A 16,687-nucleotide genomic window follows, 5' to 3' on the forward strand; every position below is an offset into this window, starting at 1 on the left:
CGGCGATAATCCGCCTTTGGTCGAAGGCAACTTTTCATCTCTTTTACGTTACTTCGTGACACAATTTTGTCCTCTACATCGAGAGTGACCCATGGACACCCTGCAAAACATGCGTGCTTTCAGTTGCGTAGCCCAACTCGGCAGCTTTACCGCTGCCGCCGGGCAACTGGATACGACCACCGCGAACGTGTCGCGGGCGGTCTCCAACCTGGAAGCCCATCTGCAAACAAGGCTGCTCAACCGTACCACCCGCCGCATTGCGCTGACCGAAGCCGGCAAGCGGTACCTGATGCGTTGCGAACAGATTCTTACCTATGTCGAAGAAGCCGAGGCCGAGGCCAGCGACGCCCATGCCCGCCCGGCCGGGATGTTGAAGGTGCACTCGATGACCGGGGTCGGTCAGCACTTCGTGGTCGACGCCATCGCCCGCTACCGCGAATCGCACCCGGACGTGACCTTCGACCTGACCATGGCCAACCGCGTGCCTGACCTGCTCGACGAGGGCTATGACGTGTCCATCGTGCTGGCCACCGAACTGCCCGACTCGGGGTTCGTGTCCCAGCGCCTGGGCATCACCTACAGCATCGTCTGCGCCTCGCCCGCCTACATTGCCCGCCACGGCGTTGCGCACAAGCCTGCCGACCTGCTCAAGCACGCCTGCCTGCGCATGGTCAGCCCGGTGATCCCGTTGGAGAAATGGCTGTTCGACGGGCCGGAAGGCCAGGAGATGGTCAACATCACCAGCTCGCCGTTCATGGTCAATACTGCCGATGCCATGAAGACCGCCATCCGCAGCGGCATGGGCGTGGGCGTGCTGCCGATCTATTCGGCCATCGACGGCCTGCGCGATGGCAGCCTGGTACGGGTGCTGCCCGAGTACCGGCTGCAGGAGCTGAACCTGTACGCCATCTACCCGTCGCGGCAGTACCTGGATGCCAAGATCAAGACCTGGGTGGAGTACCTGCGCAACTCGCTGCCGGAGATTCTCGCGGCGCATGAGGCAGACCTGAAAACCCATCAGGTGATGATCGCCAACTAAAAAGCTGCTGCATTGCGGGGGCGGACAATGGTAGGTTGCTAACCATTGTTTCCAGCGCCAGGCCCCTGGGAGGGCTCCGCCCTCCATTCGCAGCACAAGGCTGCTCCTACAGAAGGCCCAGCGCCTGCCCCTTGTAGGAGCAGCCTTGTGCTGCGAATGACCGCATCGCGGTCAACTGCCCGGCATTCCCCTAGCCTTGCAGAGAAGAAGTTGCCGATGAAAAAGACCGTCCTGGCCTTCAGCCGTATCACCCCGGCCATGGCCGAACGCCTGCAGCAAGACTTCAACGTGATCGTGCCGAACCCCAAGCTCGGCGATATCAACGCCCAGTTCAACGAAGCCCTGCCCGAGGCCCATGGCCTGATCGGCGTTGGCCGCAAGCTCGGCCGGGCGCAACTCGAAGGGGCGGCCAGGCTGGAGGTGGTATCCAGCGTGTCGGTCGGTTACGACAACTACGACCTGGACTACTTCAACGAACGCGGCATCGCCCTGACCAATACCCCCGACGTGCTGACCGAAAGCACCGCCGACCTGGGCTTCTCGCTGATCATGGGCTGCGCCCGCCGCACCGCCGAGCTGGATGCCTGGACCAAGGCCGGCAACTGGCAGGCCACCGTAGGTCCGGCCCATTTCGGCAGCGATGTGCACGGCAAGACCCTGGGTATCGTCGGCATGGGCAACATCGGTGCCGCCATTGCACGTCGCGGCCGGTTCGGTTTCAACATGCCGGTGATCTATTCCGGCAATAGCCGCAAGACCGCGCTGGAACAAGAGCTGGGCGCGCAGTTTCGCAGCCTGGAGCAACTGCTGGCCGAAGCCGACTTCGTCTGCATCGTTGTGCCGTTGTCCGATGCCACCCGCAAGCTGATCGGTGCGCGTGAGTTGCAACTGATGAAGCCAAGCGCATTCCTGATCAACATCGCCCGCGGGCCGGTGGTGGACGAGGCGGCGCTGATAGAGGCGCTTCAGAACGGCACCATTCGCGGTGCGGGCCTGGATGTATACGAGAAAGAGCCGCTGAGCGACTCGCCGCTGTTCAAACTGCCCAATGCCCTGACCTTGCCACACGTTGGCTCGGCCACTGCCGAAACCCGCGAGGCCATGGCCAACCGGGCAATCGACAACCTGCGTGCGGCGCTGCTGGGTGAACGGCCGCGGGACCTCGTGAACCCGCAGGTGTGGAGGAGTTGATCGCTTCCCCACATCTGTTGAAACGGGCCACCTAACTTTTACGGCGCGCTCTGTGTGTGTGTGTACGGAGCGCGCCACGAATAAGATTCAAAGCCATACGCGACAGGAACGTATCTGAAGCTGTTCCGCAACTGATAAAACTGCCAGTTCATCTTCTAGCGAACCGCAGCAACAATAACACCTCAAAAATTGGAGGTGTATGATGGAATCTAATCTTGGCACTATCAGACCAGACATTAGCTTTGTAAGCCCGCAATACGAAATCAGCCTCTTTTCATCCTTGAAGAACCCAGAATGGGTTCTAGAAGGAGAGAAGCTAGGGACACTGCTGGGAAAGGACGGAGGAGCTGCCACTTACACCGCCCCAGATAGTATTGCAAAGGGAGATAGCTCCGATATCATTTCGTTTTTCAAAAAGGACATTGTGACGGCTTTCGAAGATGGAAAATATTACAATGCGACCATACTAATATCCAACCTCCCTCGACCGGTCAGTTACAAGCTTGAGCTAAAGACCGACAACGACCAGAAACGGCTGGAATTTCTCGTAAACATCTTCGATAGCGGATGGACGAAAGTCCCAGAAGAACATACAGCTTGGTATACACTGGCCGGTAATGGCCGAATGAAGCAGAACGGCGATTACTATAGTTCCGGCGACCAGCCTACACCTACAGCCATTCTTGCATTCGACAAACGCCACGATAAAATTCCGGGGTTTGCAGTAATCATCCTTGACGCTGACTAGATATTCCCGCGGCAGAGCTGCTTATGGCTCGAGGCCCCGGAGTCAAGAACAATCTCTTTTGAGAACTTCCTGCACTAGGCACCTCTTGGCAAGCTCAAGAGGTGCCCGGTGCAAGCTATGTACGCTTCACTTCGCTAGCCCAGCGGCCTTAATGACTCGGCTCTTGGGCTTGCGAAACACCAGCACATTCCCCGCCATCACCGCCACCAATCCCAACAAGGCCGGCGCCGTCCACTGATACCCCTCGGCCACCGCCGACACATTCAATGCCACCAACGGGAACAGCACGGTGCAGTAAGCTGCCCGCTCCGGCCCCATGCGCCCGACCAGGGTCAGGTAGGCGGTAAAGGCGATCACCGAGCCCGGCACCACCAGGTAAAGCAACGAGCCGATGTACCGCACGTTCCACTCCATGCTGAATGGCACACCGCTGACCACGCAGAACACCGCCAGCATCACCGCCCCGTAGACCATGCCCCAGGCATTGGTGGTCATGGGCTTGAGCCCGGCCTTCTGCTGCATGCTCGACAGCATGTTGCCAGCCGAGAAGCACAGCGTGCCGAGCAGGGCCAGGCCAAGGCCGTACAGGATTTCGCGGCTGGCCGCGTGGTGGGACAGCTCGGGCCAGAACAGCAGCCCCAGGCCAAGGAGCCCCAGGGCGCCGCCGCCGAGCACATTGCTGGCGATCTTCTGGCCGAAGAAGATCCGCGCGTTGAGCGCATTCCACAGGGTGGCGGTGGAGAACACCACGGCGATCAGGCCGCTGGCAATCCACTGGCTGGCGCTGAGGAAGCAGATGAAGTTGACGCAGAACAGGCACAGGCCCTGGGCCAGACAGATCTGGTGGCCACGCCGGTTCATTGGCTGCAGGCGGCGGGTGAGCAGCAGGAAGGCGAACAGGATCAGCCCGGCCAGGGCGAAGCGGTAGACGATCGAGACCGGAATGGCGACCACGCCCAATTGGAGTTTCAGGGCGATCCAGGTAGTGCCCCAGATCAGGACCGTTAGCAAGTAGAGTGACAGGTTCATCGGTGGAGCTCCTCAGGCGATCGACCATGCATCCCGGGGCCGCGATGCGGCCAATCGCCGGCAAGCCAGCTCCCACAAGTACAGCGCCAAGCTCCAGGCTGGCGCGGTCCCTGTAGGAGCTGGCTTGCCTGCGATCGAGGGCGCAGCCCTCGCCGAGGCCTCCAGTTTCTTCCGGGGGCCCCTCCCCGGCTTGCACAAACTTGCGCATTTGTCCCGCGGGTTGCTGTAAGCCTGCCCAAGGCGCAGTAGGATGGCTGGCAAGAGGAACCGCCCATGACCCCACTCACCCAGCTGCAAGTGTTCAACGCCATGCACGCCTCGCCCCACGCCCGGCTGGAGCTGAGCGCGCACCTGGGCGACGGGCTGGCGGCGGCGTTGTGGAGCAACCGCGACGATGCCCGCGACTACCAGGCACCGAGCCATCACACCCTGTCGTGCTACATCGCCGACGGCACCGGCACCTTCCGCCGCCAGCGCCCCGGCGATAAAGGGGCGCCCGACAAGCTGTGCGTGATGCCGGCCGGGCAGGAATCGAACTGGGTGGTCAATGGCGCGATCCGCCTGGCGCACCTGTATGTCAGCGAAACGCAATTCGCCCTGGGCTGCGTGCGCCTGCTCGACCGTGAACCGCGTGAGCTGCAACTGCGGGAAGCGACCTTTCTCGACGACCCGCAGCAAGCCAAGCGCTTTCGCCAGCTGATAACCCTGGACTGGGATGAACCTGGCGAACGCTTGCTGGCCAGCAGCCTGGCGCACGAGATCGTCGACCATGCGCTGCTCAACCAGGTTGGGCTGCGCCAGGGCCTGCGCCTGAAAGGCGGGCTGGCACCGAGCCTGCGCCGGCAAATGGTCGACTACATCGAAGCGCATCTCGACCAGCCCATCACCCTGGGTGAACTGGCCTTGCGCTGCAACCTGTCCGAATACCACTTTGCGCGCATGTTCCGCGCCAGTTTCGGGCTGCCGCCGCATCAGTACCTGCTGGCCCGGCGGCTGCATCGGGCCTGCCAGCTACTGCGGCTGGGGGTAATGCCGCTGGGGGAAATTGCCCTGTTGTGCGGGTTTGCCAGTGCCAGCCATTTCAGCAACCGGTTCCGCCAGGCGGTCGGAGCAACGCCTGGCGAATACCGTACGGCCATTCGCGGCTAAAGCCGCTCCCACAGGGACCGCGCCACCCTCAAGGGCAGTGCAGTACCTGTGGGAGCGGCTTTAGCCGCGAAGAGGCCGGTTCAGGCTGGCCTAGAACTCGAAGGTACTGGACAAGCTCACCTGCCGCGCATCGCCAATGGCCACAAAGTACTGGTTCACCGCCGAGCTGTAGTAAACCTTGTCGAACAGGTTCTTCACGTTCAGCTGCAGCAGCACCTTGTGCTCGTCGAGCCTGGTCTCGTAGCTGGCAAAGGCATCGGCCACGGTATAGGACGGCAGGTCGAAGGTGTTGGTCGAGTTACCCGCGCGCTCGCCGACATACCTTGCACCGGCACCGAGACGCAAGCGGTCGCCACCGAACAGGCTGCCGTAGTCATACACCGCCGACAGCGAACCACTGTGCCGGGCCACGTTCTGCAGGCGGTTGCCCTGCAGGGCCGGGTCCTTGGTCACCTTGGCATCGGTGTAGGCATAGCTGCCAATCAGGCTCCATCGCTCGCTCAGCTGGCCAGTCAGGTCCAGCTCAACGCCCCGTGAACCGACCTCCCCGGCATTGCTGTACACCGTTTCACGAGTACTGGTATCAAAGTTGGAAACCAGCACGTTGCGCTTGGTGATATCGAACAACGCCAGAGTGCCTGTCAGGCGGCCCGGCATGTCGAGCTTGGCGCCCAGTTCCCACGATTTGCCCTCCTCCGGCGCCACCGACGAGTCGAGCACCACATTGCCGACCAGCGGCGCGATAGTCGAGTTGGGCTTGAACGACTCGCTATAGCTGCCATAAAACGACAGTTGATCATCGACCTTGTAGACGATACCTGCATGCGGCACCCACGCCTGGCCATTGATGTCGGTGTTGGCCTTGAAAGGGCGGCCACGGCCAGCGTACTGGTCGAACTGCTGGAAGCGCGCACCAGCCACCAGGATCCAGTGATCATCCAGGAGCAGCGCGTCCTGCACGAACAACGCGTCGGTGCGCAGCTTGTCGGTCTGGTCGCTGTCACTGGCTTTGACGGTGGTGCCCTCCACTTCCTGCCCGTAGACCGGGTTCATATAGCTGAAGGTGGATTGGGCGGTCTGCCGGATCATGTCACCGCGGAAAATCTTGCGGTCCTCGTGATCGATGCCGAACAGCAGGTCGTTCTGCATCCCGGCCAGTTGCACATTACCGGCCAGGCTCAGGGTGGCGAACTGGTCACGGCTCATGGCGTTGTGGGTGCCGTCGATGCTGCGCGACAGCGTGCCGCTTTTTTCATTCACGCCGGTCACCCGCACCTGGCTGGCATCATAGGTTTCGCGGTTGAAGCTGTAGCCGAAGTGCAGCTTCCAGTCATCGGCAAACCGGTGGTCGACTTCCAGACGGTACAGGTCGGAGCGCCCTTCCATGTCGTTGAAGGGCTCGTCCAGGCGCCGCGTGGCAGGGATGTCCAGCGGGTGGCCGTTGTTGCCGAACGCCGTGCCACGGTCGAAGGGGTAGAGAAACTCGCGATGCTCGTAGGCCAGTACCACCTGGGTGTCTTCGCCCAGCCAGGCCAGCGACGGCGCTACCAGCGATTCGCGGTGCACGCCGTAGTTGCGCCAGTAGTCCTCATCTTCGTGGTCGACGATCAGGCGATAGGCGAAGTTGCTGTCGCCCAGCGCGCCGGTGCTGTCGAACCCGCCACCGCTGCCGTTCTTGCCGCTGCCGTAGGTCGACCCGCGCACGGTCAGGGCGTTGTACTGCTCGAGTTGCGGGCGCTTGCTGACCACGTTGATCACCCCGCCCGGGTCCTGGATGCCGTACAGCAGCGAGGCCGGGCCCTTGAGCACTTCGACCCGCTCGGTGCTGGCGTTGAGGCTGCGGCCCTGCACGATGGGCATGCCATCGCGCATGATCGAGCCGTCGCGGTTGTCGCCGAAGCCGCGCTTCATCACGGTATCGGAGGTGCCACCGAAATTGTTGCCCTGGGTGATGCCGCTGACATTGGCCAGAGCGTCATCAAGATTGCGTGGGGCCTGGTCACGGATGACCTGGGCCGGCACCACATTGATGGCCTGGGGGATGTCCTGGCTCGGGCCCTGCCCGCGCATGATCGAGGCGGTAGCCGGGGGCTGGTAGCTGTAGTCGTCCAGTTGCGAGGTCACGGTGATGGCCTGCAGGTTGAGGGCGCCGGAGGTGTCCACTGCTTCGAGGGTGAGCGTGCGTGCATCGACGCGGCGCCAGGCCAGCCCGGTAGTGCCCAGCAGCTGTTGCAGGGCCTGTTCGGCGCTGAACCTGCCGTTCAATGCCGGCGCCTGCACACCTGGCAGTTCCAGGGTGTAGACCACGCTCTGGCCGGTGGTGCGGCTGAAGGCGCTGAGTGCCTGGGCAAGGGGTTGCGCCGGCTGGGCGAAGGGGTACACCTGCTGTTGCTCGACGGCGCAGGCCAGGGGAGCGGCAGCGAATGCCGGGAACGCGGAAAGGCCGAACCAGAGAGGGACGCAACGCGGGGTGAACTTCATGGACGCTGACCTGTGAGAGGGATGTGACTGCGAATGAATCGCACTTCCACTCATTACACGGATGCCACGTCCTGTTACCTCACCCGTTGCCTGAAAAAATTTTTTCCCTGTGCCCGCGAAGAGGCCGGCACAGGCGACTAACGGATGACAGTCAACCGCCCCAGCAAAGTCTGCCGCGAAAAGCCCATCACCTTGCCCAGCGAATCCAGCGCCAGCAACGGCTCGGCCACGGGGAAACTGCCACTGACCTTGCGCTGCCCCAACTCATCCTCGAGCAACAGGATGCGCCCCGGGTAATAGCGCCCCAGGTCTTCGACCACCTGAGCCAGCGGCACCTGGTAGTAATTCAGCCAGCCCTGGCGCCAGGCCAGGCGGTTGTCACTATCCACCGCCAGGGTGTCGCCGACTTGGCCGGCAGCATAGGCCACCTGCTGGTTGGCCGTCAGTTCACGCGCTGCTGCGCCCGGCGCCGGGCTCACCGCCACCCGCCCGCTGCTCACAGTGACCTGGGCTCCCTCGTCCTGCTCGCGCACTTCGAACTGGGTGCCAAGCACGCGCACCTCGCCACCGGCAGCTTCCACTACGAACGGCGTGCCGGTATGCGTGACCTGGAAGTACGCCGCGCCATGCAACAACCGCACGCGGCGCTCGCCCTGCACAAAATCGACTGCAATCGCGCTCCCCGCATCCAGCGTCACCTGCGACTGGTCGGCCAAGGTCACCTGGCGAACTTGACCAGCACTGCTGTAGTCGGCCTGCAGGTCCTGCAGCCACAGGGCCGGGTGCCAACCACCGGCAACGCCCACGGCCAGTACCAGGCACGCAGCCACCGCCAGCGCCGCGACCCGCTGCCGCCAGGGGTGCCTGGCCGGTGGCGTGGCCATCGCATCCAGGTAACGTTGCAGGCTTTCCTGTTCTTCAGCGGCCAGGCGCGCCGCCGGGGCGGCGCTGTTCTGCCACAGCGCCTGGGCCTGGGCGTAGGCCTCACGGTGCCCAGGTTCGGCCAGCAGCCAGCGCTTGAACGCCGAGCCCTCGGCTTGCGCAGGCTGCTCGTTGATGCGGCTGAGCCATTGCAGTGCAGCCCGGGACTGCGCCTCGGTGATCGGCGGTAATCGGCTCATCGACGGGCACTCCCTGGCCGGCGTGGGGTGGACGCGGGCTCGGCAACACTCGCCTTGCACGCTTCGAGGGCGCGCATCATATGCTTTTCCACAGCACTCTGGGACAGTTGCATGGCCTTGGCGATCTCGCCGTACTTGCAGCCGTGGATACGGTTGAGCAGGAAGATCTGCCGGGTGCGCTCGGGCAAGGCGCGCAAGGCAGCGTCGATGCGCTGCAAGTCGTGATCGACCTCCACGGCCTGTTCCGGGGCCTGGGCCATGGCCGCTTCATCCAGCGGCAACACAGCTTCGGCTGCGCGCTCGCGGCTGCCTTCGCTGCGCAGGTGGTCGATGGCGAGGTTCCCGGCGCAACGCAGCAGGTAGGTATCCAGCGCCTCGACCTTGACCTCAGGGCGACGCCAGAAGCGCAGGAACAGCTCCTGGACCAGGTCCGATGCCGTGGCCCGGCAGCCTACCCGGCGGCTCACCAGGGCCTCCATGCGTGCCCGCTGGGCCTGGAACACCTGGACGAAGCGCGCACGCCCACCGCCGCTTTCGGCATCCGCCTCGATCATGTCGCCCGGCTCGCTCACCTGGTCACTCGGCGAACACGGCCAGCAACGGCCCCAGCACCACGCTGGCGGCGGCCAGGCCCAGCAACAGGCGGGGCTGGTATGGCAGGCCGAACACCCACAGGGTCACCCCGGCCATCATCACTGCGGTCCACTCCACCAAGCCATGGGCCCAGCCCCGCAGGTGCACGCTGAGCACCAGCGACAGCACCAGCAACAGCCAACCGGCGCTGCGCAACAGGCGCAACTGCCCGGGGCGCGGCTTGCGCCCGAGCAGGTCGACGAAGTGCTTCTCCATGGCCAGGCACAGGGCAACGAAGCCGGCGTAAGCGATCAGTGCATTACCCAGCATCAGCTCGCCTCCGCCGTCTCAGTGCTTGGCTTCCTTGCCGCACGAGGGGCCCGCATGGCCACAGCCTTCGGGCTGTGTAACATCTTGCCGGCCAACCAGGCCAGGAACAGGCCGGTGCCCAGCGCTGTCAGGTCGAAACCAGCCATGGCCCAGTCACCCGCAGGTAGCGAATGGTTCAGGCCCTGGCCGGTGGTCAGGCCGTTAAGCAGCGGCAGCAAGGCGAAGGCCAGCGCGCCCAGTGCCAGTTGCTCGCCCCATGCCCGTCGCCCACTGCGCAACACGGCATGCACCAGCGACAGGCCCCAGACGGTGAAGAAGGCGTTGACCTCCCAGTCGGCCCGGCCTTCGACGCCCATCGGGATCAGGCGGTTGGCCCAGAAGAAGCCCGCCACGGCCAGCAACAGGCCGCTCATGCTGGCGATATTGAGCACCTCGACCAGGCGCAGTTCGCCCGGCAGGCGTTCGCTTCTGGCATGCTTGAGCTGGCGCTTGCCCAGCCACATCACCAGGCCGGTGCCAATCACCGCAGTACCGGCCACGCCAAAGAAGAAGTACAGCCAGCGCAGCCAGGGCCCGGCGAAATTGCCCATGTGCAGGCCAGCAAAGCTGAAGGCGGTCATCATTGCCCCACTCTCCGGTTTGCCCTGGCCCAGCAGAGCACCGCTGACGCCATCGAAGGTCCAGTTGGCGCTACGCCGGTAAGCCACGTGGTCGGCAGCCGATTGCGTGAAGGTAACGCGGGCATTGCTGTCGCCGGCATTTTCCACCTGGATACGGCCGATACGCGCGCCCGGTTGCAGGTCCTGCACCTTGGCATAGAGGCTCGGCAACGGTACCAGCGGCGCGGCCACATGGGCCGCCTTGGGCGCATTGTTACGGCCGAACAGTTCGTTGAAGTACTTGCCGGTGTCGTTGCCGTAGCTGGCCATGATGCCCGCCGGCATCACCATGTACATGAACAACACCAGGCTGCTGTAGCTGATCATCAGGTGGAAGGGCAGCACCAGCACGCCAATGGCGTTGTGCCCGTCCAGCCAGGAGCGCTGGCCCTTGCCTGGACGGAAAGTGAAGAACTCCTTGAAGATTTTCTTATGGGTGATGATGCCGGTGACCAGCCCCAACAGCATGATGAAGGCGCACAACGTCGATAGCCATCGGCCGAAAGGGTGTGGCATCTGCAACTGGAAGTGGAAACGGTAGAAGAACTCGCCACCGCGACTGTCGCGTGCCGCCACCGGCTGCCCGGTCTGGGTATCAAGGGTCTTGGTGACGAAACCGCGTGGCCCGCCATTTGGGTCGCGATAACCCACGTTCAAGGCGGCCTCGCGTGCGTTGGGCATGCGGATCAGCCAGGTGCCCGAATGCCCGGCGTTGTCCTGCAGGTACCGCTGGGCCACCTCCAGGCTATGGGTCGGGTCCAATGCATGGCTGCGCACTTCTGGCTGCGACCAGTGGGTGATTTCTTCCTTGAAATACGACAGCGTGCCGGTGAGGAAGATGGCGAACAACAGCCAGCCGAAGATCAGGCCGGTCCAGGTGTGCAGCCAGGCCATGGCCTGGCGGAAGCCTTCTTTCATGGGGTTTTCATCCAGTATGCCAACCCGCTGATCACCCCCAGCAGCACGCTTGGCGCCAGTACGCCCAGCCAGGCGCGCAAAGCGCTGCGGCAGGCAAAGCACCAGATGAACGCCAGCAGGTAGAAAACGAATGACAGCAGCAGGCCGGTGAGCGTGGCATCGACCCGTGGCAGCGGCGCTACCAGGGAAATGCAGACGCTGGCCACGGACGCCAGCAGGTAGCCACCCAGCAGCGCGGCAAGGCTGCGTGACGTCACGGCCAGGCGATAGCTGAGCGAGAGACCGGCGGTTTTGCGCGTCATGTGCGATGGTCCGGGCGTTTTCGGGGCTGCAATAATAATGATTTCAATTCTCATAAGCAAAGGCCACGCGATGAGTCGCCTGCTGCCTTGAATGCAACAAGAAATTTATTTTCAAAAAGGGCTTGAATTCGTTTCGCCGTTGCCTGACCTTAGAGTCAAGAGACGCAGAAATACCAAGGGTCTCAGAGGCCTAGGCGCGTCTCCATGCGAGCAAGCTGAATAAGGATTGAATCATGCAAATCCAGGTCAACAGCAGCAACCATTTCGAAGGCAACGCCCGGCTCGACCAGTGGGTCCGCAGCACACTGCAGAACTCGCTGGAACGTTACGAAGACGACCTCACCCGCATCGAGGTCCACCTGCGCGACGAGAACGGCGCCAAGCCCGGACCGCATGACAAACGCTGCCAGATGGAGGCTCGCCCCAAAGGCCATCAACCGATTTCCGTGACCCACACCGCCACTTCGCTGGACCAGGCGGTCGATGGTGCCGCCACCAAGCTCAACCACGCGCTGGAACACTTCTACGGCAAACTGCGCAGCAAGCGCGGCGCCCTGGAACTGAGTGACCCAGACGCCTGATCGGCAACACAAGACGCCCGGCCTGATGCCGGGCGTTTTCGTTTGTATCGATCGATGGCGCTGAACCAACAGGTAATTTCCCCGGTCAACTTCTGCATTCATTCAGCGCAGAAGCATGACCATGAACAACCCATTCGAACGAATCAGTGCTGCATTCGCCCCCGAATACCGGGTCAACCTGAGCATTGCAAACCTCGACGGCAGCATCATGCTGACCCTGTCCGACGACGCTGGCGTGGTCGCCAAGCGCCTCATCACCCAGGCCCAGCGCAATGACCCGGTGCGCCTGCAGCGGGTGATCGACAGCATCCGCCTGGGCCTGGCCATCGAGCACAACCAGAACCCCCTTCAGGTGCTGGCCGCGCTGACCCGTGACGCCCGCCACGAGCCGCGCCATTTCATCGCCAACTGAGGGCTACTTGCCCTCCTCCACTTCCTTGCCGCTGGCATCCAGTACCTTGGTCGAGGGGTAGCGGTACGAGGCGTAGCGCACCACCAGGATCGCGAACGCCAGCAACAGGATGCCACCGCACAGGTACAACAGCCCTACGTCCGGCGCCTTGTGGTGCGAGACGTCGCCGATCAGCAGGCGGGTCAGCGCGGTGATGGCCACGTACAGCAGGAAGCGGATCGGCATGTGGTTGGTCTTGAAGTAGATACCGACCATCGCCCCCAGCTCCAGGTAGATGAACAGCAGCAGGATGTCATCGACACTGACCCCGCCCTTGCCGAGCATGTCGAGGAACGTCATCACCGCCGCATAGGCGGTGATCGCGCCAATGCCGAACAGCGCCAGGTAATGGAATGCCTCGACGCACAGGTTTCCCAGCGAGTCGGCCGAGCCGTGCAGCCCCTTTCGCAGCTTTTCTGCCCATTTGATGTTCACGATGTTCCATTCCCCGATACGTCTTGAAGGATGATGCGTCACCGGTGTGACGCTTGTGCCATGCAGTTAAAGGGCCAGGCCCCTGCCTTGGAAGGCGACCGATTGCCGCAAGGCACCTTGAGGCGTGGCAAGTTGCCAGAAACACGACCATGCGCTGGGGAAAAATCAGATTTAACCCCTTCCTTGTAGGGCATTTCCCAAAGATACTCCCTGCCATTGTGGTGTTCGGGGATGAGCACTAGTCTCGGATCGTCGCTGCCAAACAGCGACCGGCTTTGATTTGATGATGACCTCAATGCATGAGCTGGAGACGTTGCGGGCTTTGCTTGAGTCGGCACTGGTTCAGGTGCAGATGCCCGCTGAGCCTCGGAGTTTGCACTGAGGTTTGAGTGTTGCGTTGTCTGGGCTGGCCTCTTCGCGGGTAAACCCGCGAAAGTGCCCGGATGGCCAGGCGCTGATGGATGATGCTGAGTTGGGCATGAAGCAGTAAGCGCTCTGCACCACGCTACAATTTCTGCTTGCGAAGCAATCAACATTGCCATTACTGTATATAGATACAGCAAATCGAAACGCAACCAGCAAAAGGCATAGAGGTGATGAATGGCCGTCGAAGTGGTGTACCGCAGCAGCCGCGACCCGGAGCGCTTGTTCATGGATAAGGCCGAAGCAGACCGTCACGACAAGATGCTCGAACTGGCCGAGCGCCTGGCCGAAGTACTGCACAAGGCAGTGCCCTCGCTGAGCGAGAAACAGGTCGAGGAAGCCGGTATCTACATGGCCAAAAACCGCGATGTGTTCGCCCGGGCGTTCAAGAGCCAGCCGGATGCGCTGGCCGAGTTGCTCGAAGCGCCAGCGGCCGAGTAATTGCCTGCACTGGCCTCATCGCCAGCAAGCTCCACGGGGGTACATGGCTTGCTCCATTGCTCAGGTCACCTCATTACCCTGTAGGAGCAGCCTTGTGCTGCGAAGAGGGTAGTTGAGCAACAGATATTCTTCGGCAGTAATGGCCTCTTCGCAGCGCAAGGCTGCTCCTACAAGTCGGCGCGACAGGGGTGGGCGCTGGCTTGCCGGCGATAGGGCCAGTGCAAGAACACAAATTACATCAGCCGTAGAGCAACCGCTCCGCCAACATCTGCGCCACCCGCGCCGGCGAGCGCTTCTCTGCCTGTGCATGGCCAAACACTTCGGTCAGCCGTGAAGGTATCCGCGCCAGGTGCGCGGTGATGGTGCCCAGGTCTTCGCCACGATGGGTAAGTGCCACGTAGATCAACCCACCGGCATTGATCACGTAATCGGGCGCATACAGTATCCCGCGCGACTCCAACTGGTCGGCTACCTGCAAGGTGGTCAGCTGGTTGTTCGCCGCCCCCGCCACGGCCGCACAACGCAACTGCATCACGCTCTGCCCGTTCAACACCGGCCCCACACCGCAAGGGGCAAAGATGTCGCAAGGGGTGCTGATCAACGCATCGTTGGTCACCGGATGGGCATTGAACTGCTCCACCGCCAGCCGCACTCGTCCAGGGTCCAGATCGCTCACCAGCAGGTCCGCCCCTGCCGCATGCAGCTGCTCCGCCAGCGCATAACCGACATTGCCCAGCCCTTGCACCGCAACCCGCAGCCCTTGCAGGTCATCACTGCCAAGGCGGAACGAAGTGGTGGCACGAATGCCAGCAAAAACCCCCATCGCCGCATGCGGTGAGGGGTCACCCGAGGCCGTGGTGCTGGTCACATGCGGTGTGCTCTGGGCAATGCAGTCCATGTCCAGGGTCGAGGTGCCGCTGTCCACGGCGATGATGAAGCGCCCTTGCAAGGTGTCGATGAAGCGGCCAAAGGCCTCGAACAGCGCGGCACGGTTTTCCACATGCGGGTTGCGCATGATCACCGCCTTGCCGCCCCCCAATGGCAGGCCAGCCAGCGCCGCCTTGTAGCTCATACCCTGGGCAAGGCGAATGGCGTCTGTCATGGCGCTTTCATCATCGGCATAAGGCAGGTAGCGGCAACCGCCCATGGCGGGGCCCAACTGCTCGCTGTGGATCACCACCACAGCCTTCAGGCCGGTAGGCGGATCGGTGAACAAGTGCAGCGACTGGGTACGGGTGCTTTGCATCAGCGCGAACATCGACAGGCTCCCCTACGAGGTGCTCTTTCCAGTATAGGCACGGCCCTTGGGCTGGTAGCGCCGCCGGACCACTGGACGAAACCGCGCGCCACGGCTAATACTCAAACGTGTGTGGAGAAGCCCCATGAAGCCACGTCAAGCCTGCCTGGCCTGCCTGGAACGCGAGCCCGTCGCCCTGCTGGAAGCCGCATTATGGATTGCCGCCGAGCACGACCGAAGCGTCGAGCCCGCGGCCAGCCTTGCCAAGCTGCATGACCTGCAGCGCGAGATAAGCACCAATCTGCCGATGCTGCCGCTGTGCGAACTGGCACAGCCACTGCTGCGCCAACTCAATGCCCTGGGCTTCCAGCAGGATGAATATCACCCGCTGCGCCCGCATGCCGCGATGATGGACAAGGTGCTGCAACGCCGCCGTGGCCAACCACTGACACTTGCCATCCTCGCCCTGGAACTGGCCCGGCGTCTGTCCATACCCCTTGAGGGCGTAGGCTTCCCTGGCCATTTCCTGCTGCGCGTGCCGGGTGCCGATCACCTGCTTGACCCCTGTGGCGGCCGGCGTCTCTACCCCAACGACTGCCGTGAGCTGCTGGCTCGCCAGTTCGGCCCGCATGTAGCGCTGACTGCCGAACACATGCGCAGTGCCAGCCCGCTGCAGATGCTGCAACGCCTGTCACGCAACCTGCGCCAGTTGCATATAAGCAACGACAACCACCTGGCGGCACTGATCGATGCCGAGCGGGTCATGCAACTGGGCCCGGTGCAGGTCAGCGACTATGTGACTCGCGCTTCGCTATATCAGCATCTGGATTGCCCGCAGGCCGAGCGCTTTGATCTGGAGCATGCGTTATTGCTGACAGAGGACCCGGTCCAGCGCCTGAAGCTTTCCGAACGTATCGGCAAGCTTCCGGCGGCGAACCGTTCCATTCACTGAGCCGGGCTGTCCGGCTGCAGGGCGGGGTGGGCCTGGGCGAACGCCACGTGCTCGGCCGCAAGGGCGGCAACCCGAAGGATGCGCGGGAAACTGTCGAGGTCGATGTTGAAGCGTTCGGCCGCGTACAACTGCGGGATCAGATAGACATCCGCCAGGCCCGGCTCATCGCCGAAGCAGAAGCCATGATCGCCTATCAGTTGCTCAACTGCCGCCAGCCCTTGGCTGATCCAGTGACCAATCCACTGGTTGACCTGGCTTTCGTCCTGGCCGGCCTGGCGCAGCCGGTTGAGCACGCTTACGTTGTGCAGCGGGTGGATGTCGCAGCCGATGATCGCCGCCACGCCCCGTACCTTGGCGCGCGCCTCGGCCGCAGAAGGCAGCAGCGCGGGCTGTGGATAAACCTCCTCCAGGTACTCGATGATCGCCGGCGACTGCACCAGCAGCTCACCGCCATCGGTGCGCAAGGCCGGCACGCGGCCCTGCGGGTTGACCGCGACATAGCCCGAACCGCGCTGCTCACCCTGCAACAGGTTGACCGGCACGGACTGGTAGGCCAGCCCCTTCAGCGCCAGGGCAATGCGCACCCGGTAGGACGAGGTGGAACGGTAATAGGTGTACAGCTCCATG

Annotated in this window: 18 protein-coding genes; 8 read left to right on the plus strand and 10 right to left on the minus strand. The window is 62.8% G+C overall.

Annotated elements, in window-relative coordinates; genetic code table 11:
- Positions 1-91: 91 nt before the first annotated feature.
- From ACK56M_RS24695 to ACK56M_RS24705, 3 genes are all read left to right on the plus strand, one after another.
- Entirely contained in the window at positions 92-1,039 is a 948-nt protein-coding gene (locus ACK56M_RS24695; protein ID WP_015271759.1) for a LysR family transcriptional regulator, read from the plus strand.
- 216 nt (positions 1,040-1,255) lie between these two features.
- Positions 1,256-2,230, plus strand: coding sequence for a 2-hydroxyacid dehydrogenase (locus tag ACK56M_RS24700; protein ID WP_015271760.1), 975 nt, complete (start codon positions 1,256-1,258; stop codon positions 2,228-2,230).
- Positions 2,231-2,432: 202 nt separating this feature from the next.
- Positions 2,433-2,978, plus strand: coding sequence for a hypothetical protein (locus tag ACK56M_RS24705; RefSeq protein WP_015271761.1), 546 nt, complete (start codon positions 2,433-2,435; stop codon positions 2,976-2,978).
- A 126-nt stretch (positions 2,979-3,104) separates the two neighbouring features.
- Here ACK56M_RS24705 and ACK56M_RS24710 read toward each other — a convergent pair whose 3' ends face one another.
- The gene (locus ACK56M_RS24710; protein ID WP_015271762.1) at positions 3,105-4,007 is read right to left on the minus strand and encodes a DMT family transporter; all 903 of its coding nucleotides are present in this window, start codon (positions 4,005-4,007) and stop codon (positions 3,105-3,107) included.
- A gap of 273 nt (positions 4,008-4,280) precedes the next feature.
- Between ACK56M_RS24710 and ACK56M_RS24715 the strand changes: the two genes are divergently transcribed.
- On the plus strand, positions 4,281-5,156 hold the full coding sequence (locus ACK56M_RS24715; RefSeq protein ID WP_015271763.1) for a helix-turn-helix transcriptional regulator: 876 nt from the start codon (positions 4,281-4,283) through the stop codon (positions 5,154-5,156).
- 90 nt (positions 5,157-5,246) lie between these two features.
- Here ACK56M_RS24715 and ACK56M_RS24720 read toward each other — a convergent pair whose 3' ends face one another.
- The 6 genes from ACK56M_RS24720 to ACK56M_RS24745 all read right to left on the minus strand — a co-directional run bounded on the left by ACK56M_RS24720 (position 5,247) and on the right by ACK56M_RS24745 (position 11,540).
- Positions 5,247-7,637: a TonB-dependent siderophore receptor gene (locus ACK56M_RS24720; protein ID WP_411959117.1), complete on the minus strand. Its 2,391-nt coding sequence runs from the start codon at positions 7,635-7,637 to the stop codon at positions 5,247-5,249.
- A 137-nt stretch (positions 7,638-7,774) separates the two neighbouring features.
- Complete coding sequence (locus ACK56M_RS24725) at positions 7,775-8,758, minus strand: FecR family protein (RefSeq protein ID WP_015271765.1); 984 nt, start codon at positions 8,756-8,758, stop codon at positions 7,775-7,777.
- Positions 8,755-9,312 carry an RNA polymerase sigma factor gene (locus ACK56M_RS24730; protein WP_015271766.1) on the minus strand — a complete coding sequence of 186 codons (558 nt, stop codon included), beginning with the start codon at positions 9,310-9,312 and terminating at the stop codon, positions 8,755-8,757. Before ACK56M_RS24730 ends, ACK56M_RS24725 begins: the two co-directional genes overlap by 4 nt.
- Before the next feature lie 22 nt (positions 9,313-9,334).
- Positions 9,335-9,661 (minus strand): DUF3325 domain-containing protein, encoded by a 327-nt coding sequence (locus tag ACK56M_RS24735; RefSeq protein WP_015271767.1) that lies wholly within the window; start codon positions 9,659-9,661, stop codon positions 9,335-9,337.
- The gene (locus ACK56M_RS24740) at positions 9,661-11,238 is read right to left on the minus strand and encodes a PepSY-associated TM helix domain-containing protein (protein WP_015271768.1); all 1,578 of its coding nucleotides are present in this window, start codon (positions 11,236-11,238) and stop codon (positions 9,661-9,663) included. The genes ACK56M_RS24735 and ACK56M_RS24740 overlap by 1 nt, the downstream gene beginning before the upstream one ends.
- Positions 11,235-11,540 carry a DUF3649 domain-containing protein gene (locus ACK56M_RS24745; protein WP_013974181.1) on the minus strand — a complete coding sequence of 102 codons (306 nt, stop codon included), beginning with the start codon at positions 11,538-11,540 and terminating at the stop codon, positions 11,235-11,237. Before ACK56M_RS24745 ends, ACK56M_RS24740 begins: the two co-directional genes overlap by 4 nt.
- A 233-nt stretch (positions 11,541-11,773) precedes the next feature.
- Here ACK56M_RS24745 and ACK56M_RS24750 point away from each other — a divergent pair, with 233 nt between their 5' ends.
- Positions 11,774-12,121 (plus strand): HPF/RaiA family ribosome-associated protein, encoded by a 348-nt coding sequence (locus tag ACK56M_RS24750; RefSeq protein ID WP_003260689.1) that lies wholly within the window; start codon positions 11,774-11,776, stop codon positions 12,119-12,121.
- Positions 12,122-12,242: 121 nt separating this feature from the next.
- Entirely contained in the window at positions 12,243-12,533 is a 291-nt protein-coding gene (locus ACK56M_RS24755; protein WP_024087728.1) for a DUF3509 domain-containing protein, read from the plus strand.
- Between the two features lie 3 nt (positions 12,534-12,536).
- On the opposite strand, the gene ACK56M_RS24760 is transcribed toward ACK56M_RS24755, so the two are convergent.
- On the minus strand, positions 12,537-13,007 hold the full coding sequence (locus ACK56M_RS24760) for a phosphate-starvation-inducible protein PsiE (RefSeq protein WP_013974183.1): 471 nt from the start codon (positions 13,005-13,007) through the stop codon (positions 12,537-12,539).
- 600 nt (positions 13,008-13,607) lie between these two features.
- Between ACK56M_RS24760 and ACK56M_RS24765 the strand changes: the two genes are divergently transcribed.
- Positions 13,608-13,871 (plus strand): YebG family protein, encoded by a 264-nt coding sequence (locus tag ACK56M_RS24765; protein ID WP_003260692.1) that lies wholly within the window; start codon positions 13,608-13,610, stop codon positions 13,869-13,871.
- Positions 13,872-14,109: 238 nt separating this feature from the next.
- Here the strand turns inward: ACK56M_RS24765 and ACK56M_RS24770 are convergent, their stop codons facing one another.
- Positions 14,110-15,129: a Leu/Phe/Val dehydrogenase gene (locus ACK56M_RS24770; protein WP_015271770.1), complete on the minus strand. Its 1,020-nt coding sequence runs from the start codon at positions 15,127-15,129 to the stop codon at positions 14,110-14,112.
- 124 nt (positions 15,130-15,253) lie between these two features.
- Between ACK56M_RS24770 and ACK56M_RS24775 the strand changes: the two genes are divergently transcribed.
- A complete protein-coding gene (locus tag ACK56M_RS24775) occupies positions 15,254-16,060 on the plus strand; it encodes a SirB1 family protein (RefSeq protein WP_013974185.1) in 807 nt (268 codons plus the stop codon).
- Here ACK56M_RS24775 and maiA read toward each other — a convergent pair.
- Complete coding sequence (gene maiA, locus ACK56M_RS24780; protein ID WP_411959118.1) at positions 16,054-16,686, minus strand: maleylacetoacetate isomerase; 633 nt, start codon at positions 16,684-16,686, stop codon at positions 16,054-16,056. The two genes, ACK56M_RS24775 and maiA, sit on opposite strands and share 7 nt — an antisense overlap.
- Between the last annotated feature and the right edge of the window lies 1 nt (position 16,687).

The sequence above is a fragment of the Pseudomonas sp. s4 genome (genome assembly GCF_046764235.1).
Classification (GTDB): Bacteria; Pseudomonadota; Gammaproteobacteria; order Pseudomonadales; family Pseudomonadaceae; genus Aquipseudomonas; species Aquipseudomonas asiatica.